The sequence below is a fragment of the Pseudomonas sp. 8(2025) genome, assembly GCF_052665325.1.
The window spans coordinates 258,213-279,134 of sequence record NZ_JBQOIE010000006.1; the positions used below are offsets into that span (position 1 = coordinate 258,213).

Consider the following 20,922-nt stretch of genomic DNA (forward strand, 5'->3'; position numbering starts at 1 on the left):
GAAACTCCAGCCGTTTTGCACTCCGCCACCGCGACTCCGGCGTCCTCACTCAGCCAGTGCCAGCGCCGTGCCGAACAGGCTCACCCGGGTCAACACCCCGTCGGTCTCTTGCAACATCAAGGGCGCGGTGCCGCCCGGCATCAGCACTTCGACCCGTCCGGCCTTGACCCAGCCCACCCGCCACGCCGCGCAGGCCACGGCGCTGGCGCTGGTGCCCGAAGAGGCGGTCGGCCCTTCGCCCCGTTCGAACACCCGGGCGACGATGCGCTGCGCCGATTCCCGCGCCGCCCATTGCAGGTTGACCCCCGCCGGGCAGGGTTCGCCGCTGCCCAGGGGCAAGGCAAAAGCAGTGGCCGTCAGCCCTTCGGCCAGGGGCGCTTCGAGCATCTGCGGGTTGCCGGGCAAGGCCTCGGCATCCTCCAGCAGGGTCACGCAGTGGGGGTTGCCGATGCGCACGAACTGGCTGTGCTCCCACCGCGGGTCGAGTGCCTGCAACGGTGCCACCCGGCTCAGCTCGCGACCGTTCAGGGTCACCGTCTCGACGCCAATGGCGGCCACCGCCTCGGGCCCGAAGGACGGCTGGCCGAGGTCCAGCCAGAACCCTGGCACCCCCGCCACCCGGGCCGGCTCCACCACGGTGGCCACCGGCGAGGTACCGGTGGGCTGGTCATGGTGCACCTGCAACAGGGTTGGCCCCTGCTCGGCCAGCAACCCCTGCTCGGCCAGGGCCTGGGCAAAGATGGTCAGGCCATTGCCACTGCGCTCGGCCAGGGTGCCGTCGGTGTTGACGATCAGCAGATCGAAGGGCGCCACGTCCTGGAACGGCCCCACCAGCAGACCGTCGCTACGGTGGGCCTTGGCCCCCGGCGGGCGGGTGCCCGGAGCCCAGTCACAGAGGGCGGCGATGGCCTGCTCGCTCCACAAGCGCCGGTCCCGCGCGGCCTGGGCGGCGCTGCCGGGCAAGGCGACCCCCAGGCTGCGCAACCGCGCGGGTGTCACCACCCCATAGATGTTGCCCCGTGCATCGTAGAACGCCGCCATCACACCGCCTCCTGGAAAACCGAGCCGCTGACATTACGGAGAAACCGGCGGCTCGACCAGAGGACAACACCGGCTCAGGCCGGCAAGACGACCTGTGCGCGGTACCCCAGCCGACGCCACCTGCCACAGAAGCCCCTGGGTTCGTGGCTTTCTCGGGCAAGCCCCACAGGCCCCCTGAACCTCAGCCGGCCGTGGGCACTTCCAGGCCGACCTTGACCCGGTTCATCGCCACCAGGGTCTTGAAGCGCTTGACGTTGGGGTTGTCGAAGAACAGTTCGCGGGTCAGCTGGGTGTACTGGGCCATGTTGCGCACGCAGAAAATCAGCACAAAATCGCACTCGCCGGCCACGTAGTAGCACTGCTGGACCTGGGGGCAGACCTGGAAGTTGCGCTTGAGGGCGTCGATCTGGTCGATGCGCTCACTCTCCACTTCCACCTCGACGATAATGCTCAGTTCGTGCCCCAGGGCGTCCGGCGCGACGATGGCGCTGTAGCGCTCGATCACCCCCTCGTCGCAGAGGCGCTTGAGCCGCCGGTTGACCGCCGCGGTGGACAGGTTGACCCGCAGCCCCAGCTCGCTTTGCGCGGTGCTGGCGTCACGTTGCAGCTCGGCGAGCAGCTTCAGGTCGTAGGCGTCGAGGCTGGCATTCATGGGCAGGAAAACTCCGGGAAGGAACGGCACGCACTGCAACGTTTTTGTGCACAGCCGCCGATTATGCGAAACAAACCGCCGGCCTGCGCAAATTTATTTCACCCGCAACCCTGTGCAGAAGCACTGCGCTGCGGATTTCTGCAACCTTCGAGGGCCAGATTTGTCACAATCCCCACCCGGCCGCCATCACGCCATGGGGGCATCAGGCGGCCGGCAGCGAGTTCGATCGCCAAGGATTTTTATGACTGCCAGCAACACCCACTTCCAGGCCACCCCCGGCCGCCTCGAACAGATGTCCACGCGCATCGCCTTTTTCATCGCCGGCTTCGGCATTGCCGCCTGGGCCCCGCTGGTGCCCTACGCCAAGGCCCGGGCCGGGCTCGACGAAGGCACCCTGGGCCTGTTGCTGCTGTGCCTGGGGGTGGGCTCGATCCTTGCGATGCCGATTGCCGGCGCCCTGGCCGGGCGCTTCGGCTGCCGCAAAGTGATGGCCGGCGGCACCCTGCTGATCTGCCTGGCCCTGCCCTTGCTGGCCACCCTGACCTCGATTCCGCTGCTGATGGCCGCGCTGTTCATGTTCGGCGCCGGGCTGGGCGGCGTGGATTCCACGGTCAACCTGCAAGCGGTGATTGTCGAGCGGGCCAGCGGCAAGACCATGATGTCGGGCTTTCACGGGCTGTTCAGCCTGGGCGGGATCGTCGGCGCCGCGGGGGTCAGCGCCCTGCTCGGCCTGGGCCTGTCGCCACTGGGCGCGACCCTGGTGGTGATCGCCCTGATGCTGCTGGCGCTGCTCAAGGCCGCGCCGCACATGCTGCCCTATGGCAGCCAGAGCTCGGGCCCGGCCTTTGCCGTGCCCCATGGTGTGGTGCTGTTCATCGGCTGCCTGTGCTTCGTGGTGTTCCTCGCCGAAGGCGCGGTGCTGGACTGGAGCGCGGTCTTCCTCACCGCCGAGCGCGACCTGGATGCCGCCTACGCCGGCCTGGGCTACGCCGCCTTCGCCCTGACCATGACCCTGGGCCGCCTGACGGGCGATGCCATCGTCCATCGCCTGGGCGCGCGCCGGGTGATCATCATCGGCGGCACCACCGCCGCCGCTGGCCTGTTGCTGGCGACCCTGGCCCCGGCCTGGGAGGCGGCGCTGGTGGGTTATGCCCTGGTGGGCGCGGGTTGCTCGAACATAGTGCCGGTGCTCTACACCGCCGTGGGCAAGCAGAACGTAATGCCCGAAAGCATCGCCGTGCCGGCCATCACCACCCTGGGTTACGCCGGCATCCTGGCCGGGCCGGCGGTGATCGGCTTCATTGCCCATGGCAGCAGCCTGAGCGCGGCCTTCGGCCTGATCGCCGTCCTGCTGCTGGCGGTGGCCGCCAGCGGCAAGGTGCTCAAGGTCTGAGCCACTAAAGCACAGCATTGCACCAGGGATTCGCCGCCCTCCCTGTAGGAGCTGGCTTGCCAGCGAAGGGGCCGCCAATCAGGGCCCATCCTCCAGAACCTGCGCCGCTCGGGGGATTCGCCGGCAAGCCGGCTCCTACAGGCGCCGCCCTCCCTGTAGGAGCTGGCTTGCCAGCGAGGGGCCGCCAGCCATGGCCCATCTCCCAGAACCTGCGCCGCTCTGGGGATTCGCCGGCAAGCCGGCGCCTGTTGCGGGGGTCAGAAGCCGACGCTGGCCTGGACAAAGAAGGTCCGGGGCGCGCCCACGTAGATCCCCGAGTTGTTGTCGCTGGAACGGGTGAAGTACTGGCGGTCGAAGACGTTCTTCACGCCGGCCCCCAACTTCAGGTTCGACAACTGCGGCCCGAAGTCATAGCCACCACGGATGTTCCACAGCACATAACCCGGCATGTCGCCGTACCGGCCATCGGCGCTGCCATCGGTGATGTAGTTGCCGTTGAAGCTGCCGTTGGCGTTCACCCCGGTGCCCGGCGAGTGCTGCTTGGACTGGGCGAAGGCGTCGATGTTGTAGGTCCAGCGGTCAATGTCGTAGCGCAGGCCGACAGTGGCCACCTGGCGCGAGTAGAACGGCAGGTCGCGGCCCTTGAAGCCGGGGATCTCGCCTTCATAGCTGGCGCGGGTGTAGGTGAAGCCGGCGTTGGCGGTCAGGCCGTCAAGGCGCGGGTCCAGGGCTGCCAGGTCGTAATGCATCGAGGCCTCCAGGCCCTGGTGCTTGGTGGCCCCCAGGTTGGTCCAGCCCACGTCGTTGCTGATGTATTGCAGCTCGTCGTCGAAGTCGATGTAGAACAGCGTCACTTCACCGCCCCACACATCATCGTTGTAGCGGGTGCCGATCTCGTAGGTCTTGGCCTTCTCCGGGCTCAGGCCGTTGGCGGTCTGGTCGCCCTTGCCGCCCTGGCCCAGCTGGAAGTACTGCAGGCTGCCAAAGGAAGTCTCGTAGTTGGCGAACAGCTTCCAGGCATCGGACAGGTGATACATCACGCTCAGGGCCGGCAGCGGTTCGTTGCTGTCGATGCTGCGGCGCTTCTCCTGCACTCGCACGCCGTTGGTGCCCGGGACCGGCCGGTCGTGCCAGTTGGTGCTGATGTCCTCGAAGCGGATGCCCGGGGTGATGGTCCAGTTGCCGACGTCGATCTTGTCGTCGATGTAGTAGGCATTGGCCTCGGTGCCGCCGGTACGGTCCTGGTAGACATGGCCGTCGGAATCCGCGGTGAGCACCGGCTGGTTGTTCACCAGGGCCACGCGGCTGGCCTGTTCATGCATGCCTTCCTTGAGGTAGCGATAACCCACGCTGACTTCCTGGGTGGTGGGCCCCAGGTCGAACACATGGGACACCCGTGGCTCGATGCCAAAGGTGTAGTAGGTGCGCGGGTAGGAGACCAGGGTCTTCTGGTCGCTGGCGGCAATGTTGCTGCCGCGGAAGCTGTCGGAGTAGTAGGTCAGCACTTCGAACTGGGTGCGGTCGCCGACCTGGCGCTGGTACTTGAAGGACACATCCTTGCGCCGGCCGCTGAAGTTGTCCCAGTCGCGATCGGAGTCGTAGGGCTTGGCGTCGTACTGCTTCTGGGTCAGGCCGCCGGGCATGTCGGCGGTGGCGTCGTAGTAATGCAGGTTGAACCAGAACTCGTCCTGCTCGGTGGGTGCCCAGTGGGTCTTGAGAATCACGTCGTCGATGTCGTTGCCGTTGTTGCCCTCGCGGTAGCCATTGCCGTTGACCCCGGAATACAGCAGCGCCACCCCCAGGCCGTTGTCCGCAGTGCCGCCGAGGAAAGCCGTGTCGATGTGCTTCCAGCCGCCCTGCCGTGAGGTTTCCAGGGTGGTGCCGATTTCCCCGGTGGCCTTTTCCGGAATCGCCCGGGTCACGAAGTTGATCACCCCGCCGACGTTCTGCGGCCCGTAGCGTACGGAACCGGCGCCGCGCACCACATCGATGCTGTCCAGGTTGCCGGAGGAAATCGGCGCCATGGACAACTGCGGCTGGCCATAGGGTGCAAAGGCCGCCGGCACGCCGTCGATCAGCACCGTGGAGCGCGGCGACAGGCGCGAGGTCAGGCCGCGCACGCCGACGTTCAGGGAAATATCGCTGCCACCGGTGCCGTTGGCATCCTGGACCTGCACCCCGGGCACCCGGCGCAGCACGTCGCCGACGTTCATCGCGCCCTGCTCCACCATGGCCTCGCGGCGGATCACCGTACGTGCACCGGGGTGGTTCTGGACCTTTTGCACATCGGCATCGCCCAGCCAGTCGCCCACCACGCTGATGCTGCTGGTGCCCAGCTCCAGGGCACCGCCCGTGGCTGCCGGAGCCGGGCTCAGGGTCACCGAACCGCCGTCGATCCGGTATTGCAGGCCACTGCCCTGGAGCAACTGGCCCAGGGCCTGTTCCGGGGACAGGTTGCCGTCCACCGCCGGGGCCTGCTTGCCGGCCACCAGCTCGGGGCTGAAGAACACCTGCAACGAGGTCTGCAGGCCCAACTGGCTCAGGGCCTGGCCCAGCGGCTGGGCCTGGATGTGAATGGCGGCGGCTTGCCCGGCCTGGGCCTGGGGCAAGGCCGCACTGACCGCCAGGGCCAGGGCCAGGGGCAGCCAGCGGCGCGCGGGCAACGGGGATACGGCGGGAGAAACGGCTATTTTTTTCACGTCGGCGGCAGTCCTGTCGATCACACAAAGGTGCGTCTGTTAATGCAAACCAGTTGCAGTTGGACAAGAAGACGATGAACTGAAAAAAAACCTGAATCTAACGTGAAAAAATTTCCTGGCTACCGTCGGCAAGGGTCCGCACCTCCACCGGCAGGATGCTCGGCAGGGCCTTGAGCAGGGCCTGGGTGTCGTCGGACTTGAACACGCTGGTCAGGCGCAGCTCACCCACTGCGGCGCTGGCCACCCGCAGGGGCTGTTCGCGATAACGCGAGACTTCGGCCACCACCTCGGCCAGGGAGGCGTTGTTGAATACCAGCTTGCCGCTGCGCCAGGCCGTGAGCGCCTCGGGGTTCACCGCGTAGGCCTGAGCCACCTTGCCGTGCTCATCGACATGGGTGCCCTGGCCCGGGGTCAGGGCAATGAAATCATCCGTCGCGGCGTCGCGCCCCTGCACCTTGACCCGGCCCTGCTCCACCGCCACCCGGGTCTGGCGTTCATCGCGGCGCACATCGAAGCGGGTGCCGGTGACCGTGACCTTGCCCGCTCCCGCCGCCACCACGAAGGGCCGATCCGTGTCGTGCTCGACGTTGAACAGGGCTTCGCCTTCCACCAGCTCGATCAGCCGCTGGTTCCGGGCATAACGCACCTGCAGGTGGCTGCGGCTGTTCAGGTCGACCTGCGAGCCATCGGGCAAGGCCACATGGCGGCGCTCGCCCAGGGCGGTCACGAATTGCGCACTGTAGGAAACCGGCTGGTTGAGGCCACTGAACAGCCCCAGGCCCACGGCCAGCGTCGCCACCCCGGCAGCCAGGGCAAAGCGCAGCAGCGGGCGCCGCCGGGCCTTGGCCGGCGGGGTGGCGCACAGCGCTTGCAGGCGCGCCCTGGGCACCAGGTCGGTGGCCGCCCACAGGGCTTCGAGCAACTGGAACTCGTGCCGGTGCTGCGGATCCTCGGCCAGCCACTGCTGGAACCGCAATTGCTGCTCCGGGCTCACCTCGGGCTCCTGCAACCGCGTGAACCAGGCCGCCGCCTCGTCACGAATCCTGGCCTGCGCGCTGGCGCAATCGCGGCTGTCCATCATGCAAATTCCTGTTTGGCAGAGGGTGAGAAATCGCCACGACTGATCATGGGGCCGACCCGTCCAGACGGTCGCGCAGATGCCGCAGGGTGCGGATCATATACTTTTCCACCATGTTCTTTGACAGCCCCAGGCGCTCGGCGATCTCGGCCTGGGTCAGGCCCTCGATCTTCTGCCAGACAAACACCTTGCGACAGTTGACCGGTAACTCGCCAAGCGCCCGTTCGATGGAATCGGCCAACTGGATCGCGTGCATGAAATGCTCCGGGTCGCCGCTGGGCGACACGCTGAGGTGGACCCCCTGTTCTTCCAGGGCACCGCGCCGGTCTTCTCGGCGAAAGGCATCCACGGCGATATTGCGCGCGGTCTGATGCAGGTAGGCCCGCGGCTGCTGCACCGTGGCGGCATCGGATTCCAGCACCCGGACAAAGGTGTCGTGGGCCAGGTCCTCGGCCTGCTGGCGATTGCGCAAGCGCCGGGTCCAGGTGCCGATCAACTCTTCGTAGTGCTCGAAAAAGCCTGGTCTGCGGGGCGGCTTGGCTGTCATCGCGGGGCGCTGGGGAAGTGGGGCGTGAATAGTAATGCTTCGCATTAATGCAGGCAATGGATTCACCGCCCACCTCGCGCCCGGCGGTCGGCCCTAGCGGCTGTACCAGCGCGGCGACTCGACAAACAGGTGAGTCTGCCCCGCCACCAGCCAGTCCCCCAGGCACTGTTGCAGGTGGGCCAGGCAATGCACGGCCAGGTAGATTTCGTGGTACGGAATGGCCATCAGGCGCAGGCTCAGGCCCATGGGCCCGCCTTGTACAATCGGTTCATCTCGGCGCCCTTGTTTTATTTATACCGAACATTTAACCGATATAATGAACAGCAAAATTTATCTGCGTCAAGAGAATCAAGGATAATTTAATAGAGATATGAACGATAAAACGAACGACCCAACCTCCCTGTCGCCCATCGGCCTGCTGGCCATGGCCATCAAGCGCGAGCGCCTGAACGCTGGTTTCTCCATTTCGGAACTGGCCAAGCGGGCTGCGGTGGCCAAGTCCACCCTGTCCCAGCTGGAAGCCGGGCTGGGTAACCCGAGCATCGAGACCCTGTGGGCCCTGGCCCAGGCCATGGGCTTGCAGGTGACGCGGTTTTTCCAGCAACCGGCGCATCAGCTGAAAGTCATCCGTGCCCACGAAGGCACCACCGCCCATGCCGAGGATGCCCACTACGCGGCGACCCTGCTCGATGACTGCCCGCCGGGGGCGCAGCGCGACCTGTATCGCCTGAAGGCGCAACCCGGCCAGGCGCGCCAGTCCAAGGCCCACCTGCCGGGCACCGTGGAACACCTGGTGATCTGCAGCGGGCGGGCCCTGGCCGGGCCTGCGGACAGCCCGGTGAGCCTGGAGGCCGGCGACTACATCCGCTACAGCGCCGACCTGCCCCACCTGTTCGAAGCCCTGGAGGCCGACACCACGGCGATCCTGGTCATCGAACATCGCTAGAGCCCGGGCATTTATCTGCAGGGCCAAGTCTGGAATCATGGCCCCCCGCCTCAACAGGAGTGAGCATCAATGCCGTATTTCTCCCGCCGCGCGCCCCTCCTCGGCCTGCTGCTGGCCAGCCTTGCCGCCCAGGCCGCCCCCAAGCAGGACCAGGACCTTCACATCTACTACAGCATGGTGCCCGGCCAGTTCATGCTGATCGGCAAGGAGCCCGATGGCGGGCCGACCTATTCGGGCACCGCGGTGATCCGCTACGAGAACCAGGCCCTGACCCTGGTCAAGACCATCGACGGCAAGACCACCACCGCCACCGGCAAAGTGGAACGGGCCACCATGGCCGAGGCCGATGTGCTGCGTTTCAGCTGGCCGGGGCACAACGCCACCTGCCTGGTGCGCGGCGACCTGGACAACTACTCACGCTTGAGCTGCTACTGGACCCGGGACGGAGTGGACCACAAGGAACCGGGGCTGGAGGCCTATTTCCCCACCGAAACCTGGCCCGGCCATCAGGACTGAAACCCGCCCTTCTGTGCTCCCCCACTTTAGCGAGCCACGCCATGATCCAGATCGTCGAATACAGCAACCCCCACCATCGCCAGCCCGTGATCGACCTGTGGAACCGCAGCTTCGGCTACGACACGGCCCACAACACCCCGAGCCTGGCCATCGACCGCAAGCTCGCGGTGGATGACGCTCTGTTCTTCGTCGCCCTGGACCAAGGACAGGTCATAGGCACCCTGATGGCCGGCTATGACGGCCACCGCGGCTGGCTCTACGCCCTGGCGGTGGACCCGCAACAGCGCCGGCTCGGCACTGGCCGAGCCCTGGTGCGCCATGGCGAACAAGCCCTGCAGGGCCGCGGCTGCCTGAAGATCAACCTGCAGATCCTCAGCAGCAACGCCGCCGTGCAAAGCTTCTACCAGGCCCTGGGCTATCAGGTCGAACCGCGGATCAGCATGGGCAAGGTGATCAGCGCCAACCTACCCGAACACCTGCGTGGCTCGGGGCCGCCGCCCCGCCGTCACCAGTTGTGCCGGTTGCTGCGCGGTGGCGCCAGCAGTTGCTGGGCCAGGCTGGCAGCCGCCAGCGGCGAGGCACTGTGCAACAGCGGATAACCCCAGAACTTTTCATAGGTATCGGCAAAGGCCTCGACCCCGGCCTGGGCCTCGGGCTCCGGGGCGATGACGATCATGGCCTTGATCCAGCGACGGATCGCCGCCTTGTTGCGTTTCATCCATAACGCCCCCTGCTTGAGCAATGCCTTGCTCTGCTCGGTGTTGCGCTGCGCAGGATCGGGCATGGCATCGCTCATCAGGACGAAGGCCTGACCGCGCTGCATCAACGCCTCCAACTGCTGGAACGGCTCGACTCCCGGCTGCCCGGCGCCTTTGGCGGGGCGCATCCAGACCAGGGGAAAATGCTGATGATCGAAGTACATGGGAACACCTCAAGAAAGCTGATAAACAAGAATGGTTATCATCTTCCCGTATAAACCTGTCCGCATCAGTCGAGATTGACAAATTATTGATCAATCCGGCCAAACGACCGCAGTGATGGAGGTGGCCGTGGCGGTTTTGCAGGCGCTGGTGTGCGTCAAGCAAGGCCCTGCGAGCCTTTGCGCAGCCTCACGGGCTCGGCGGCTACAGGGGTAGGTCGTGTTCCAGGGCCTGGCGGCGTTCGGCAAAGAAGCGCCCCGGCGGCTGGCCGACGGCTTTCTTGAACATGCGGATAAAGGCGCTGGCGCTGTCATAGCCCAGGGTCAGCGCGACCCGTTCCACCGAGTCGCCCCGGCCCAATTGCTTGAGCCCCAGAAGAATGTGCAACTGGCGCTGCCAGCGGCCAAAGCTCAGGCCAGTCTCGGCCACAATCAGACGGCTCAGGCTGCGTTCGCTGAGGCCGATCTGCTCGGCCCATTGCCCAAGGCTCAGGCGGCGTTCCGGCTGTTCAAGGATCTGCCCGGCCAGGCGCCGCAGCTGTTCATGCCGGGGCATGGGCAGGTGGATCTGCTCCCGGGGCGCCGCCGCCAGCTCGTCCAGGGCCACGGCCATCAACCGCCCCTCGGCACCCTGCTGGTCATAGAGATAGGGCAATTGCGCGCAGCGTTGCAGCAGCTCCTGCAATAGGGGCGACACTGCCAGGGTGCAGCAGGCCTGCGGCAGTGAGCGGGCATGCTCGGGTTCGACGAACAGGCAATAGCCCAGGGCGTTCTCCAACCCTTGGACCCGATGGTCGGTGGCGCTGGGGATCCATACCGCGCATTGCGGCGGGGCCAGCCACAGGCCCTCGGCGCTCTCGCAACTGAGCACGCCGGACAATGGGAACAGCAGCTGGGCCTTGCGATGGCTGTGCCACGGCCGCTCCCAGCGCTGTTCCTGAGTCGAGATGCGCAAGGCGCACACCGGGCGCGCAATCGCATCCGGATCCTGGGGCTGATCCTGTTCGTTCAAGACGGGCATCCACCTTCCTCCACGGCATCGGGCCATGCCCGCCATCCGTCTGACGGCCAGGCAAGCCCTGCAAGGTCGAGGATTGTGCCGGGCCCCTGGGGGTTAGCCAAGAACCGCGGGGCACACCGCTATTCATCCCAGTGCCCTAGCGGTAATAGCCATAGCGATAGCAGCAGCCGTGGTAGTGCCCGGGGTAAACCACGCAACCGCCCAGGGAGAGCATGGTGGCCATGACAATCAGCAGTGCAATGCGACGGGACATGGTGAATTCCTCATGGGTTCAGTGATACGACCGGCAAGCGCCGCTGGCGACCATCGCCAGCCGTGGCTGCACGGTTACTGATTCAACGGCGCAGCGCGCAGAGATCCGTCGCCGCCCCTGCACAAATATTTCCAGCCGCCGCTGCCAGCGCCCTGCCCCCGCCAGCTGAACCCGGGTTGAACCAGGCGCGGATAAAAATTTCATTTGCCCGCGACGGATTCCCAGCCCATCTATCGTTGAACCCATCAGCTGCGTTCATCAGCGAACGCAGGCCTGAAGGAGTCATCATGAAGCTTGTCCGTTCCCTGCTGCGTCTGCGCACATTGCTGCTGATCCCCCTGGCACTTGGTGCGCTGGCAAGCACGCCCTCCTATGCCGAAACCATCATCATCCAGCAGGCACCACCGCCCATGCGCTATGAGCCGATGCCGGTGGCCCGCCCCGGCTACGCCTGGGATCGCGGCAACTGGCGCTGGCGCGGGCACGGCTACGTCTGGGTGCCCGGCCACTGGCAACCGGTGATGCAGCGCGGGCGCTGGATGCCCGGCCATTGGCAGGCCCATGGGCCGCGCTGGTACTGGGTCGAAGGCCGCTGGGTGCGCTGATGCCGTGATGCCCTGGACTACCCCGTTAGCGCACCGAGACTTGCCCACTTGAACGAAAACGACCCGGATCTGGAGTTGCTCAAACGCATCGGCAACAACGACGCGCAGGCCGTGAAGGAAATGGTCACGCGCAAGCTGCCGCGCCTGCTGGCCCTGGCCAGCAGGCTGCTGGGGGATGCCGACGAAGCCCGGGACATCGCCCAGGAGAGCTTCCTGCGGATCTGGAAACAGGCCGCCAGTTGGCGCAGCGAACAGGCACGGTTCGACACCTGGTTGCACCGGGTGGCGCTGAACCTGTGCTACGACCGCCTGCGCCGGCGCAAGGAACATGTGCCGGTCGATAGCGAGCACGCCTGCGAGGCCCTGGACACCCGCCCGGCGCCCGATGAACAACTGGAGGCCAGCGCGCAGAGCCGGCGCATGGCCCAGGCCCTGGACCAGCTGCCGGATCGCCAGCGCGAGGCGATCGTCCTGCAGTACTACCAGGAACTGTCCAACACCGAGGCCGCGGCGCTGATGCAGATCAGCGTCGAAGCCCTGGAAAGCCTGCTGTCGCGGGCCCGGCGCAACCTGCGCAGCCACCTCGCCGAGGCCCCCGGCGCAGACCTCTCAGGAAGGAGAAAACCATGACCCCCGAACGCTTCGTGCACCTGGCCGACGCCTATGGCGCTGACCTGCAACGCTGGCCCAGCGCTGAACGCGCCGCCGCCCAGGCCCTGCTCGACTGCGGTGATGCCCAGGCCGTGGCAGCCCTGCGCCAGGCGCACTGGCTCGACAGCCAGCTGGACCGCTACCAGGTGCCCGCACCGAGCCCGGCCCTGGCCCAGCGCATCATCGCCGCCGCGCAGCAGCCCGGCGCGCCGTTCTGGAGCCGCTACGCCGGCTGGCTGGCCTCCCTGGGCTGGGTCGGGGTCGGCCTTACCGGGGTCGCCGCCGGCATGCTTGCGGTGGCCCTGAGCCTGCCGCTGTCGACCTCCGCCGAGGCCCTGCCCAGCGTGTTCGACCAGAGCGATGCGGAATTCGTCCTGAGCATCAATGCCGAGGAGGCCGAACAGTGAGCCTGTCCATGCGTGCGCTGAAAACCTGCCTGGTGCTGTCGCTGCTGATCAACGTGTTCCTGATCGGCGGCGTGGCCGGCGGCCTCTATCAGTGGCTTGGCCACCCCAAGCCGGCCCAGGCCCTGGCGGTACCCCAGCACGGCCTGCGCCAGGCCATGGCGCAGATGCCGGAAGAGCGCCGGCGCCAGTTGCGCCAGTTGCTGCGCCAGACTCGCATCGATAGCCAACCGCTGATCATCGCCGGGCGCGAGGCGCGCCAGGCGGTGGTGCGTGAACTGGGGGCCGAACCACTGGACCGCAATGCCCTGGATGCCCAACTGGGCAAGTCCCGGGATGCCGACATCGCCCTGCGGGCCCGGGTCGACGAGGTCCTGGCCGACTTTGCCGGCAGCCTGTCGCTCAAGGAGCGCCAGCAACTGGTGGACGCCATGTACCTGCGGGGCCCGGGGAAAAACCGCGCAGCCAATAGAGATTGAAGGCCCGGCGACGGATTTCGCCCCGGGCCACGTTCAACCCTCAACCGCCCGCGATGGCCGCGGGCCCACAGCCCCCTCAGGAAACCGCCCATGCTTCGTACGATCCAAAGCATTCTCATCGCCACCTTGCTTGGCACCACCCTGGCAGGCTGCGTGGTGGCCCCGGCCCATCCTCGCCGGCCGCCACCGCCGCCCATTGTCGAGGTGATTCCGATGGCGCCGGCGCCGAGCTATCACTGGGTTGCCGGGCATTACCGCTGGCACGCCGGCCAGTGGGTCTGGACACCGGGGCATTGGCGCTATTGATGGCTAGCCGGCCACCGCTTCCAGCAGCCAGGCCTTGAACGCGCCCATGGCCGGGGTTTCGGCCCGGGACTGCAGGCGGGTCAGCCAGTAGCTGCCGGTGACAATGCCGATGTCGAAGGGCTGCACCACCGCGCCACTGGCCAACTGGCGCTGGAACATCAAGGGCGGCGCCAGGGCCACGCCCAGGCCTTGCAGCGCCGCTTCGAGCATGCCCAGGGACGAGTCGAAGACCACGCTCTGGGGCAACAGGCTGTTGGCCCCCAGCCCCGCCGCCTGGAACCACTGCGGCCATTCGTCGGTGCGGTAGGAGCGCAGCAAGGTCTGCCCCAGCAGGTCCGCCGGGCTGTGCAACTGGCGGGCAAGTTCCGGCACGCACAAGACCGACAGTGGCGCCTGCAACAACGCCAGCGCCTCGATGCCGTGCCAGGCCCCGGTGCCAAAGCGGATGGCATAGTCCAGGCCCTCCGCCGCCACGTCCACCCGGTTGTTGTTGGTGCTCAGGCGCAGGTCGACATAGGGATGGCGTGCCTGGAAGTCCTCCAGCCGCGGCAGCAGCCAGCCCACGGCGAAGGTGCCCACCGCGCCCACCGTCAGCACTTCACGATAGTGCCCACCCTCGAATCGTCCCAGGGTCTGGGCGATGCGGTCGAAGCATTCGCGCAGCACCGGCAGCAGGGTCTCGCCTTCGCTGGTGAGCATCAGGCCCCTGGGCAGGCGCTTGAACAGGGTGACGTTGAGCTGGGCCTCCAGGCTCTTGACCTGGTGGCTGACCGCCGCCTGGGTCACGCACAGCTCAATGGCCGCACGGGTGAAACTCAAGTGCCGCGCCGAGGCTTCGAAAGCCCGCAGCGCATTCAGGGGCAGATGGGGACGGAGCATGGGCATTCCCTAGTTTTTCTAATGGCTCGTGCGAAATATGGTCGTTTGTCGATCTGCCCTAAACTGCCTACATTGGCCTCGCTCGCGCAGCACCGGCCACGCCCTCCTGAGCCAGGAAGGCTTCGCGGGCAGGCCGCCCGAGGCGTTCCCACGAAGAACGCCGGGGCCGCAAAGCCGCTGGGACAAACGCGGCGTACATAACCAGAACCCAGGGAAACCAACCAATCATGCGGCACACAACCTTGACCGGACTAAGCGTCATCAGCGCCTGCGCACTGCTACTGGGCGCCTCCAGCGCCTTCGCCGAGACCACCGCGGACAGCGCTCTGAAAACCACCGTGGACGCCACCATCCGCCCGCTGATGCACCAGCAGGGCATTCCCGGCATGGCGGTGGCGATCATCGCCAACGGCAAGCGACATTACTTTAACTACGGGGTTGCCTCCAAGGACAATCAACAGCCGGTGGACAACGACACCCTGTTCGAGGTGGGTTCGGTGAGCAAGACCTACACCGCCACCCTCGCCGGCTACGCCCAGGCCAGCGGCAAGCTGGCCCTTGAGGACCACGCCAGCCAGTACCTGCCGGCCCTGCGCGGCAGTGCCTTCGACGGCATCAGCCTGCTGCAGCTGGGCACCTACACCGCTGGCGGCCTGCCTTTGCAGTTCCCCGACGAGGTGCAGGGTGAAGACAAGACCCTGGACTACTACAACACCTGGAAACCCACCTTCAGCCCCGGCACCCAGCGCCAGTATTCCAACCCCAGCATCGGCCTGCTCGGCTACCTGGCCGCCCGCAGCCTGGGCCAGCCCTTCGACCGGCTGATGGAGCAGACGCTGTTTCCCAAATTCGGCCTCAAGCACAGCTACATCCATCTGCCCAAGGACCAGCTGGGGCACTACGCCCAGGGCTACGACAAGCAGAACCGGCCGATCCGCCTCAGCCCCGGGCCGCTGGACGCCGAAGCCTACGGGGTCAAGACCAGCGCCCCGGACCTGCTGCAATTCATTGCCGGCAACCTGCAACCGGGCCAGTTCGACCGCCCCCTGCAACAAGCCATGGTGGCGACCCAGAGCGGCTACTACCAGGTCGGCGACATGACCCAGGGCCTGGGCTGGGAGCGCTACGCCTACCCGGTGCCCCTGGCGCGCCTGCTGGCGGGCAACTCATCGGCCATGGCCCTTGAGCCGCACCCGGTGCAATGGCTGACCCCGGCCGCAGCCCCCAAGGCCGACGCGCTGTACAACAAGACCGGTTCCACCAGCGGTTTCGGCGCCTATGTAGTGTTCGTGCCGAGCCAGCAGATCGGCATTGTCCTGCTGGCCAACAAGAACTACCCCAACGAGGAACGGATCAAGGCCGCCCACGCCATCCTCACGGCCCTGGAGACCGGGAAGTAATCAACCCGGCAGCCCCTCCGGTGCCTGCGCCTGCCCGCAACGCCACCTGACCTTCGGTCACGTGGCGTTTTTCCTGTTGCCTCGTCCAGAGTGGCGCCTAGACTCAAACCAGCCCCCTCGACCGCGCACTCGGGCCAGGCCAGCCACTGGCCCGGCGCTTGCGGCGCCGGGCCTGATTCAAGGTTCGCGCTGAACCTTCTGCCAGGCTTTCCGGTCGATAACTGCAACCTGGCCAGGCTTGCCGGCGCTGCTGCGCCGGACATCGCCCGGGCACCACAGCCGCTGGAGAAACGTCCGTGATATCGACCCTGCAGATCGCCAGAATCAAAGCCTGGGGCGCCCATGGCTTCACCGCCACCGGGGTGGTCAGTGCCTTGCTCGCCACCCTGGCACTGTTCGACAACCAGCCCAAGGCCTGCCTGCTATGGCTGGGGGTGGCGCTGCTGGTGGATGGCGTCGACGGCTCCCTGGCGCGCAAGGTCAAGACCAGCTCGGTGCTGCCCAACATCGACGGCTCCGTGCTGGACCTGGTGATCGACTACCTGACCTATGTGTTCATCCCGGCGCTGTTCATCTACCGCTACATTCCCCTGCCGGAATACAGCGCGTTGCTGGCCACCTCGCTGATCCTGCTGTCGTCGCTGCTGTGTTTCTGCAACGTCAACATGAAGAGCCACGACAACTACTTCCAGGGCTTTCCCGCGGCCTGGAACGTGGTCGCCCTGTGCTTCTATCTGATCGAGCCCGGCCCCTGGCTGAGCCTGCTGAGCATCTTCGCCCTGGCCCTGCTGACCGCCACCCGGGTGCAGTTCCTGCATCCGTTCCGGGTACGCAAGTGGATGGGGCTGAACATCATCGTGACCTTCGTCTGGCTGCTCAGCGGCGCATTGCTGATCCTCAGCCACCCGCTGCACAGCCCGCCGATCATGGGCTTGTGGCTGGCAGCCTCGGCCTACTTTCTCGGCGTGTGCCTGTGGCGTTCGGCCCAGGAATGGTTCAGCAAGGCCAGCTGAACCAGTGCCCCGCGAACCATTGCCGGGGCCCGGCAAGCATGCAAGACTCCTGCGCCCAAGCCTCTGCAGCAGAGGCTTGGCGACTATTTGCCCGCCGCCCGCCGCGGATGAGTACCAGGCCAGCCCCCCATGACCCACCTTCCCTTGATCGACCTCTACCCCATCAGCGACAGCCCTCCGGATGAGCGGGAACGGCTGTATCACGAGGCCGCGCTGAAGAACAACTGGCCAACCCGGCCCTTGCGCGTGCAACAGACCGTGCGTAACGCCAGGGACTTTGTGCTGCACACCCTGGGCCACTACGTCGGTTCGGGCGTGGTCAACGAATTCCGCCGCCAACTCCAAGTGCACCCCCAGCTCAGGCAAGCCAAGGCGGCCATGCCCTACCTCAAGGATTCCGCACCGCTCAAGGAGTATCAAAGAGCATCTGGCAAGTTCACTGCGGACACCTTGAATACCGAGGTCAGGCACTTCGGACGGTTTATCGCCCCCGGCCAGGTGCTGTTCCACGGTGGTTCCTGCCGCCCGAGCGAAGTAGCAACCTTCGTCACCAACAAACCGCTCTCGACCTCTTTGTGCCCTCAAATTGCCGCCTGGCATGCGTACAACGACCTGCTCCCGGCCCCCAACCCAGCCCCGGCGATCTGGATCCTCAGCGCGCCCTACGGCAACCGCAAGGCCGTGGTCTATCGCAAAGGCGGCGCCGGCATGGAACATGAACAGGAAGTACTGATCGAAGCAGGCTCCACCATCAGCCCCACGCGTTGCTTCAACGTGCGCACCGCCAGCGCCAATGTCCTGGTGATCGAAGCCAGCCTGAGTTGAAACGGGTGCCTACGGCACCTCGGGCTGGCCGATCGCCGCGCTCAGGGCCAGGGCCAGTTCCGCCACCGAGTAGGGCTTTTGCAGGAATACGAATTCCCGGGTCTGGCCCTGGGCCAGGGCCGGGCTGTAGCCGCTGGTGAGGATGACCGGCAACCGCGGATAGTCGCAACGGATCCGGCTGGCCAGTTCGATACCGCTCATGCCCGGCATCACCACATCGGAAAACACCGCCTGGAATCGGGTCCGCTCCTCGCTCAGGCGGCGCAGGGCCTCCGCCGCGCTGGTGGCCCATTCGGTCTGGTAGCCCAGCTCGTTCAGGGACTGGGCCAGCAGCACGCCGACTTCGGGATTGTCCTCCACCACCAGCAGGGTCATGCCCTGGCCGTCGATCATGGGCACCACCGCCTGGGTTGGCGTCGGCAAGCCGGCCAGGGCCTCCGCGCGCGGCAGGTACAGGGTAAAGCACGTGCCCTGCCCCGGCTGGCTGTGCACCGCCAGGCCGCCGCCCGATTGCTGGGCGAAACCGAACACCTGGGACAAGCCCAGGCCGGTGCCCTTGCCCACCTCCTTGGTGGTGAAGAAGGGTTCGAAGATCCGTTCGATCTGCTGGGGGTCGATGCCGGCGCCGGTATCAGTCAGGGATACCGCGACAAAGTCCCCGGCCTGGGCACCCTGGCTGGCACTGGGGGGAATCTGCGCCACCCGCTCCACAGCCACCACCAGCAAGCCTTCGCCCTGCATGGCGTCCCGGGCATTGACCGCCATATTGATCAGCGCCGTGTCGAACTGGCCGGCATCGGCGTGGATGTAGCAAGGCTGCTGCGGCAACTCGATACGCAGTTCGATGCAGGCGCCGATCAGTGGATTGATCATCTGCGCCAGCAACTGCACGCTGGCGCCGACGTCGAAGGTCTCCGGGCGCAGGTTCTGCTGGCGGGCATACGCCAGGAGCTGGCCGGTGAGCTTGCTGGCGCGGTCGACGGTGTCGGAAATCGCCTTGATGTACAGCTGCCGGCGCTCTTCGCTGAGGTTGCGGCGCAACAGGTCGGTGGAAGAGCGGATCACCGTCAGCAGGTTGTTGAAGTCGTGGGCCACGCCACCGGTCAGTTGCCCCACCGCCTCCATCTTCTGCGCCTGGCGCAGGATGTCCTCGGTCTTGCGCAGCGCCTGGGCGGCCTCGCGCTCGGCCTGCATGTCACGGCCCACGGCGTGAATGTGGCGCGGGTCCGGCACGGCGCTCCAGGCCATCCAGCGATAGGAACCGTCGCGGTGGCGAAAGCGGTTCTCGAAGCGCGAAAAGCTCTCGCCCCGGGACAGATCGGCCGCCGCCCCCGCTGCGGCCAGGCTGTCCTGGGGGTGGATGAAATCGTAGAAACTGCTGCCTTCCAGTTCCTCGCGCTCCCAGCCCAGGAGCTGGGTCCAGGCCGGGTTGACGGCGACGATGCGGCCATTGAAGTCCGCCACCAGCATCAGGTCCGTGGACAGCTGCCAGATCCGGTCGCGCTCCTGGGTACGCTCCTGGACCCGCTGCTCCAGAGACTCATTGAGCCGCCGCAGTTCCTCCTGCGCCTCGCGGGTGGCGCTGATGTCCCGGGAAATGCAGAGGATCTTCTCCGGCTGGCCGGCCGCGTCGAGCATCGGCGTAACCTGCACATCCCACCACTTGGTGCGCCCCTGGAGGGTATCGGCGGCGCCCTGGAACCGCGCCGAGCGACCCTGGCGCGCGGCGGCAATGGCATCCCGGGCCTCCTGGTGGCCCTGGCCCTGCCAGAAGTCCGGCCAGGGACAGCCCCGCACCGCATTGAAATCACTGACCTCCATGACCCGCAGGCCACCTTCGCTCATGAACGACAGCTGGCCATCGAGGTCCAGCACCTTGATGCAGTCGTTGCTGGCGGCCAGCACCCGGGTATTGAGCTCGCGGGTTTCGCGCAGATGCGCCTCGGTCTGCCGGGCGTGCCGGGCCAGCAGCACGCGATCGGTGGTCTCCACGGTGTGGCACAGCACTCCGAGCACCTGTTCGTCGTCCTCGTCATACACCGGGCTCATGGAGAACGACCACCAGGTCAGCTCTTCGCCAGGGTAGCGCTGCATGTTCACCGGCAGGTCTTCGTGGCGGCAGGAGTAACCGAGAAACGCCTGCTCCACCATCGGCTGGACATCCGGCCAGGCATCGGCCCAGAGGGTCTGGATGGTCTGCCCCAGGGCATTGGCCAGGCGCGGGCCGAGGACCGGGCGGTAGGCATCGTTGAAGAAGAACTGCATCTGCGGCCCCCACAGCAGGTACAGGCTCTCCGGGGACTCGAGCATCTGGCTCAAGGTACTGCGCAGCAGGCCGGGCCAGCCTTCACGAGGGCCCACCGCGGTCTGCGACCAGTCGAAGCGACGGATTGCAGCACCGATCTCGCCGCCGCGGGAGGTCTTGGGCGCTGCACCACGAGGTGGGGAAGTAGTCATGAACACATCACAGAAAAGGAAAAAGGCAACACTGCCATCCAATGGCCAGCGCAGGATAACTGACCCCGTGGATCCGCAGAAGTTGGCAAGCGGCAACGCTGATTCGACAACGGCGGCCAAAGTGCCCGGCGAATGCCTTTAAACCCGCGCCGGCCTGGGGCATTCTGCACCGGCATTGCCACCTGCCCGCCGAGAACCGCGCGATGAATACCACCACCTTGCTGCTCTACACCTCCAGCTGTTTTATCGGTGCCCTGATTCCCGGGCCGACCTCACTCCTGGCCATGGCCAACGGCACCTCGCGCAATCGCCAGCTGGTGGCGGTAGGCATGGCCGGTGCGGCACTCTCGGATGTGCTGATCATCGCTGCCGTGGGCCTCGGGCTGGGGGCCATGCTGATGGCCTCGCAGCAGTTGTTCATGGCCTTGAAATGGCTCGGGGTGTGCTACCTGGCCTGGCTCGGCATCCAGCTCTGGCGCAGTGCGCCCCAGGCCCTCGGAGCCCAGCAGGTGCAGGCCGGGTCACGGCGCGTCGAGGTGTTCCGGCGCAGCTTCTCGGTGGCCATGACCAACCCCAAGGTGCTGCTGTTCTTCACCGCGTTCCTGCCGCAGTTCGTCGACCCCGCCCAGCCGGTCCTCATCCAGTACGCCACTCTGGCGCTGGTCACTGCGGTGGTGGAGGTGCTGGTGATGGGGCTGTACGCCGCGGGTGGCGTGCAGGCAGCGAAGTTCCTGACCGCCAGCGGCATGCGCCGGCTCAATCAATGCTGCGGTGCGGCGATGCTGGCGCTGGCGGGGTTTCTAGCGCTGTATCGGCGCAGCTGAAACGCCGCGCCAGG

General features: G+C 66.4%; 23 protein-coding genes. 13 read left to right on the forward strand and 10 right to left on the reverse strand.

The window, feature by feature from the left end; all coding sequences use genetic code 11:
• Nucleotides 1–45: 45 nt before the first annotated feature.
• Both ACUXVH_RS14525 and ACUXVH_RS14530 read right to left on the reverse strand, forming a co-directional pair.
• Nucleotides 46–1,041: a diaminopimelate epimerase gene (locus ACUXVH_RS14525; protein WP_445495196.1), complete on the reverse strand. Its 996-nt coding sequence runs from the start codon at nt 1,039–1,041 to the stop codon at nt 46–48.
• A gap of 181 nt (nt 1,042–1,222) precedes the next feature.
• Complete coding sequence (locus tag ACUXVH_RS14530) at nt 1,223–1,693, reverse strand: Lrp/AsnC family transcriptional regulator (protein ID WP_445495198.1); 471 nt, start codon at nt 1,691–1,693, stop codon at nt 1,223–1,225.
• Nucleotides 1,694–1,934: 241 nt separating this feature from the next.
• On the opposite strand from ACUXVH_RS14530, the gene ACUXVH_RS14535 reads away from it, so the two are divergent.
• Complete coding sequence (locus ACUXVH_RS14535; RefSeq protein WP_011062322.1) at nt 1,935–3,086, forward strand: MFS transporter; 1,152 nt, start codon at nt 1,935–1,937, stop codon at nt 3,084–3,086.
• Nucleotides 3,087–3,343: 257 nt separating this feature from the next.
• Here the strand turns inward: ACUXVH_RS14535 and ACUXVH_RS14540 are convergent, their stop codons facing one another.
• The 4 genes from ACUXVH_RS14540 to ACUXVH_RS14555 form a co-directional block, all read right to left on the reverse strand.
• Entirely contained in the window at nt 3,344–5,785 is a 2,442-nt protein-coding gene (locus ACUXVH_RS14540; protein ID WP_445495201.1) for a TonB-dependent siderophore receptor, read from the reverse strand.
• A gap of 97 nt (nt 5,786–5,882) precedes the next feature.
• A complete protein-coding gene (locus tag ACUXVH_RS14545) occupies nt 5,883–6,866 on the reverse strand; it encodes a FecR family protein (RefSeq protein WP_065363193.1) in 984 nt (327 codons plus the stop codon).
• A gap of 43 nt (nt 6,867–6,909) precedes the next feature.
• The gene (locus tag ACUXVH_RS14550; RefSeq protein WP_011062325.1) at nt 6,910–7,410 is read right to left on the reverse strand and encodes a sigma-70 family RNA polymerase sigma factor; all 501 of its coding nucleotides are present in this window, start codon (nt 7,408–7,410) and stop codon (nt 6,910–6,912) included.
• A gap of 93 nt (nt 7,411–7,503) precedes the next feature.
• Complete coding sequence (locus ACUXVH_RS14555; RefSeq protein ID WP_176707085.1) at nt 7,504–7,656, reverse strand: hypothetical protein; 153 nt, start codon at nt 7,654–7,656, stop codon at nt 7,504–7,506.
• A gap of 124 nt (nt 7,657–7,780) precedes the next feature.
• Between ACUXVH_RS14555 and ACUXVH_RS14560 the strand changes: the two genes are divergently transcribed.
• The 3 genes from ACUXVH_RS14560 (at nt 7,781) to ACUXVH_RS14570 (ending at nt 9,471) form a co-directional block, all read left to right on the forward strand.
• Nucleotides 7,781–8,356 (forward strand): helix-turn-helix domain-containing protein, encoded by a 576-nt coding sequence (locus ACUXVH_RS14560; RefSeq protein WP_065363192.1) that lies wholly within the window; start codon nt 7,781–7,783, stop codon nt 8,354–8,356.
• A gap of 69 nt (nt 8,357–8,425) precedes the next feature.
• A complete protein-coding gene (locus tag ACUXVH_RS14565) occupies nt 8,426–8,872 on the forward strand; it encodes a hypothetical protein (RefSeq protein WP_015636386.1) in 447 nt (148 codons plus the stop codon).
• A gap of 41 nt (nt 8,873–8,913) precedes the next feature.
• The gene (locus ACUXVH_RS14570) at nt 8,914–9,471 is read left to right on the forward strand and encodes a GNAT family acetyltransferase (RefSeq protein ID WP_305955101.1); all 558 of its coding nucleotides are present in this window, start codon (nt 8,914–8,916) and stop codon (nt 9,469–9,471) included.
• Here the strand turns inward: ACUXVH_RS14570 and ACUXVH_RS14575 are convergent.
• Together ACUXVH_RS14575 and ACUXVH_RS14580 are read right to left on the reverse strand one after the other, a co-directional pair.
• Nucleotides 9,378–9,794 (reverse strand): hypothetical protein, encoded by a 417-nt coding sequence (locus ACUXVH_RS14575; RefSeq protein ID WP_011062329.1) that lies wholly within the window; start codon nt 9,792–9,794, stop codon nt 9,378–9,380. The two genes, ACUXVH_RS14570 and ACUXVH_RS14575, sit on opposite strands and share 94 nt — an antisense overlap.
• 202 nt (nt 9,795–9,996) lie before the next feature.
• Nucleotides 9,997–10,812, reverse strand: a complete 816-nt coding sequence (locus ACUXVH_RS14580; RefSeq protein WP_011062330.1) for an AraC family transcriptional regulator — start codon at nt 10,810–10,812, stop codon at nt 9,997–9,999.
• 540 nt (nt 10,813–11,352) lie between these two features.
• Here ACUXVH_RS14580 and ACUXVH_RS14585 point away from each other — a divergent pair.
• From ACUXVH_RS14585 to ACUXVH_RS14605, 5 genes are all read left to right on the forward strand, one after another.
• The gene (locus ACUXVH_RS14585; RefSeq protein ID WP_041119210.1) at nt 11,353–11,670 is read left to right on the forward strand and encodes a YXWGXW repeat-containing protein; all 318 of its coding nucleotides are present in this window, start codon (nt 11,353–11,355) and stop codon (nt 11,668–11,670) included.
• Nucleotides 11,671–11,718: 48 nt separating this feature from the next.
• Entirely contained in the window at nt 11,719–12,300 is a 582-nt protein-coding gene (locus tag ACUXVH_RS14590) for an RNA polymerase sigma factor (RefSeq protein ID WP_065363191.1), read from the forward strand.
• Nucleotides 12,297–12,728, forward strand: a complete 432-nt coding sequence (locus tag ACUXVH_RS14595) for a hypothetical protein (protein ID WP_011062333.1) — start codon at nt 12,297–12,299, stop codon at nt 12,726–12,728. The genes ACUXVH_RS14590 and ACUXVH_RS14595 overlap by 4 nt, the downstream gene beginning before the upstream one ends.
• A gap of 8 nt (nt 12,729–12,736) precedes the next feature.
• Nucleotides 12,737–13,204, forward strand: a complete 468-nt coding sequence (locus tag ACUXVH_RS14600) for a periplasmic heavy metal sensor (RefSeq protein WP_011062334.1) — start codon at nt 12,737–12,739, stop codon at nt 13,202–13,204.
• 90 nt (nt 13,205–13,294) lie between these two features.
• Entirely contained in the window at nt 13,295–13,510 is a 216-nt protein-coding gene (locus ACUXVH_RS14605) for a YXWGXW repeat-containing protein (protein ID WP_445495208.1), read from the forward strand.
• Nucleotides 13,511–13,513: 3 nt separating this feature from the next.
• Here the strand turns inward: ACUXVH_RS14605 and gcvA are convergent, their stop codons facing one another.
• A complete protein-coding gene (gene gcvA / locus ACUXVH_RS14610; RefSeq protein ID WP_011062336.1) occupies nt 13,514–14,389 on the reverse strand; it encodes a transcriptional regulator GcvA in 876 nt (291 codons plus the stop codon).
• 227 nt (nt 14,390–14,616) lie between these two features.
• On the opposite strand from gcvA, the gene ampC reads away from it, so the two are divergent.
• The 3 genes from ampC to ACUXVH_RS14625 all read left to right on the forward strand — a co-directional run bounded on the left by ampC (nt 14,617) and on the right by ACUXVH_RS14625 (nt 17,627).
• Nucleotides 14,617–15,789: a class C beta-lactamase gene (gene ampC, locus ACUXVH_RS14615; protein WP_011062337.1), complete on the forward strand. Its 1,173-nt coding sequence runs from the start codon at nt 14,617–14,619 to the stop codon at nt 15,787–15,789.
• Nucleotides 15,790–16,085: 296 nt separating this feature from the next.
• Entirely contained in the window at nt 16,086–16,802 is a 717-nt protein-coding gene (pcsA, locus tag ACUXVH_RS14620) for a phosphatidylcholine synthase (RefSeq protein WP_011062338.1), read from the forward strand.
• A gap of 129 nt (nt 16,803–16,931) precedes the next feature.
• Entirely contained in the window at nt 16,932–17,627 is a 696-nt protein-coding gene (locus ACUXVH_RS14625; protein WP_011062339.1) for a hypothetical protein, read from the forward strand.
• A 9-nt stretch (nt 17,628–17,636) separates the two neighbouring features.
• Here the strand turns inward: ACUXVH_RS14625 and ACUXVH_RS14630 are convergent, their stop codons facing one another.
• Entirely contained in the window at nt 17,637–20,084 is a 2,448-nt protein-coding gene (locus ACUXVH_RS14630) for a PAS domain-containing protein (protein ID WP_445495212.1), read from the reverse strand.
• Between the two features lie 203 nt (nt 20,085–20,287).
• Here ACUXVH_RS14630 and ACUXVH_RS14635 point away from each other — a divergent pair, with 203 nt between their 5' ends.
• Complete coding sequence (locus ACUXVH_RS14635; protein WP_015636393.1) at nt 20,288–20,908, forward strand: LysE family translocator; 621 nt, start codon at nt 20,288–20,290, stop codon at nt 20,906–20,908.
• Nucleotides 20,909–20,922: the final 14 nt, after the last annotated feature.

What these genes read in the sequence shown, in the direction of transcription:
- ACUXVH_RS14555 (WP_176707085.1), bottom strand. Translation starts at nt 7,656, where the DNA reads ATGGGCCTGAGCCTGCGCCTGATGGCCATTCCGTACCACGAAATCTAC.
- gcvA (WP_011062336.1), bottom strand. Translation starts at nt 14,389, where the DNA reads ATGCTCCGTCCCCATCTGCCCCTGAATGCGCTGCGGGCTTTCGAAGCC.
- ACUXVH_RS14595 (WP_011062333.1), top strand. Translation starts at nt 12,297, where the DNA reads ATGACCCCCGAACGCTTCGTGCACCTGGCCGACGCCTATGGCGCTGAC.
- ACUXVH_RS14550 (WP_011062325.1), bottom strand. Translation starts at nt 7,410, where the DNA reads ATGACAGCCAAGCCGCCCCGCAGACCAGGCTTTTTCGAGCACTACGAA.
- ACUXVH_RS14530 (WP_445495198.1), bottom strand. Translation starts at nt 1,693, where the DNA reads ATGAATGCCAGCCTCGACGCCTACGACCTGAAGCTGCTCGCCGAGCTG.
- ACUXVH_RS14580 (WP_011062330.1), bottom strand. Translation starts at nt 10,812, where the DNA reads ATGCCCGTCTTGAACGAACAGGATCAGCCCCAGGATCCGGATGCGATT.
- ACUXVH_RS14535 (WP_011062322.1), top strand. Translation starts at nt 1,935, where the DNA reads ATGACTGCCAGCAACACCCACTTCCAGGCCACCCCCGGCCGCCTCGAA.
- ACUXVH_RS14630 (WP_445495212.1), bottom strand. Translation starts at nt 20,084, where the DNA reads ATGACTACTTCCCCACCTCGTGGTGCAGCGCCCAAGACCTCCCGCGGC.
- ACUXVH_RS14600 (WP_011062334.1), top strand. Translation starts at nt 12,737, where the DNA reads ATGCGTGCGCTGAAAACCTGCCTGGTGCTGTCGCTGCTGATCAACGTG.
- ACUXVH_RS14570 (WP_305955101.1), top strand. Translation starts at nt 8,914, where the DNA reads ATGATCCAGATCGTCGAATACAGCAACCCCCACCATCGCCAGCCCGTG.
- ACUXVH_RS14560 (WP_065363192.1), top strand. Translation starts at nt 7,781, where the DNA reads ATGAACGATAAAACGAACGACCCAACCTCCCTGTCGCCCATCGGCCTG.
- ACUXVH_RS14605 (WP_445495208.1), top strand. Translation starts at nt 13,295, where the DNA reads ATGCTTCGTACGATCCAAAGCATTCTCATCGCCACCTTGCTTGGCACC.
- ACUXVH_RS14585 (WP_041119210.1), top strand. Translation starts at nt 11,353, where the DNA reads ATGAAGCTTGTCCGTTCCCTGCTGCGTCTGCGCACATTGCTGCTGATC.
- ACUXVH_RS14575 (WP_011062329.1), bottom strand. Translation starts at nt 9,794, where the DNA reads ATGTACTTCGATCATCAGCATTTTCCCCTGGTCTGGATGCGCCCCGCC.
- ACUXVH_RS14625 (WP_011062339.1), top strand. Translation starts at nt 16,932, where the DNA reads ATGACCCACCTTCCCTTGATCGACCTCTACCCCATCAGCGACAGCCCT.
- ACUXVH_RS14525 (WP_445495196.1), bottom strand. Translation starts at nt 1,041, where the DNA reads ATGGCGGCGTTCTACGATGCACGGGGCAACATCTATGGGGTGGTGACA.
- ACUXVH_RS14635 (WP_015636393.1), top strand. Translation starts at nt 20,288, where the DNA reads ATGAATACCACCACCTTGCTGCTCTACACCTCCAGCTGTTTTATCGGT.
- ACUXVH_RS14565 (WP_015636386.1), top strand. Translation starts at nt 8,426, where the DNA reads ATGCCGTATTTCTCCCGCCGCGCGCCCCTCCTCGGCCTGCTGCTGGCC.
- ampC (WP_011062337.1), top strand. Translation starts at nt 14,617, where the DNA reads ATGCGGCACACAACCTTGACCGGACTAAGCGTCATCAGCGCCTGCGCA.
- ACUXVH_RS14545 (WP_065363193.1), bottom strand. Translation starts at nt 6,866, where the DNA reads ATGATGGACAGCCGCGATTGCGCCAGCGCGCAGGCCAGGATTCGTGAC.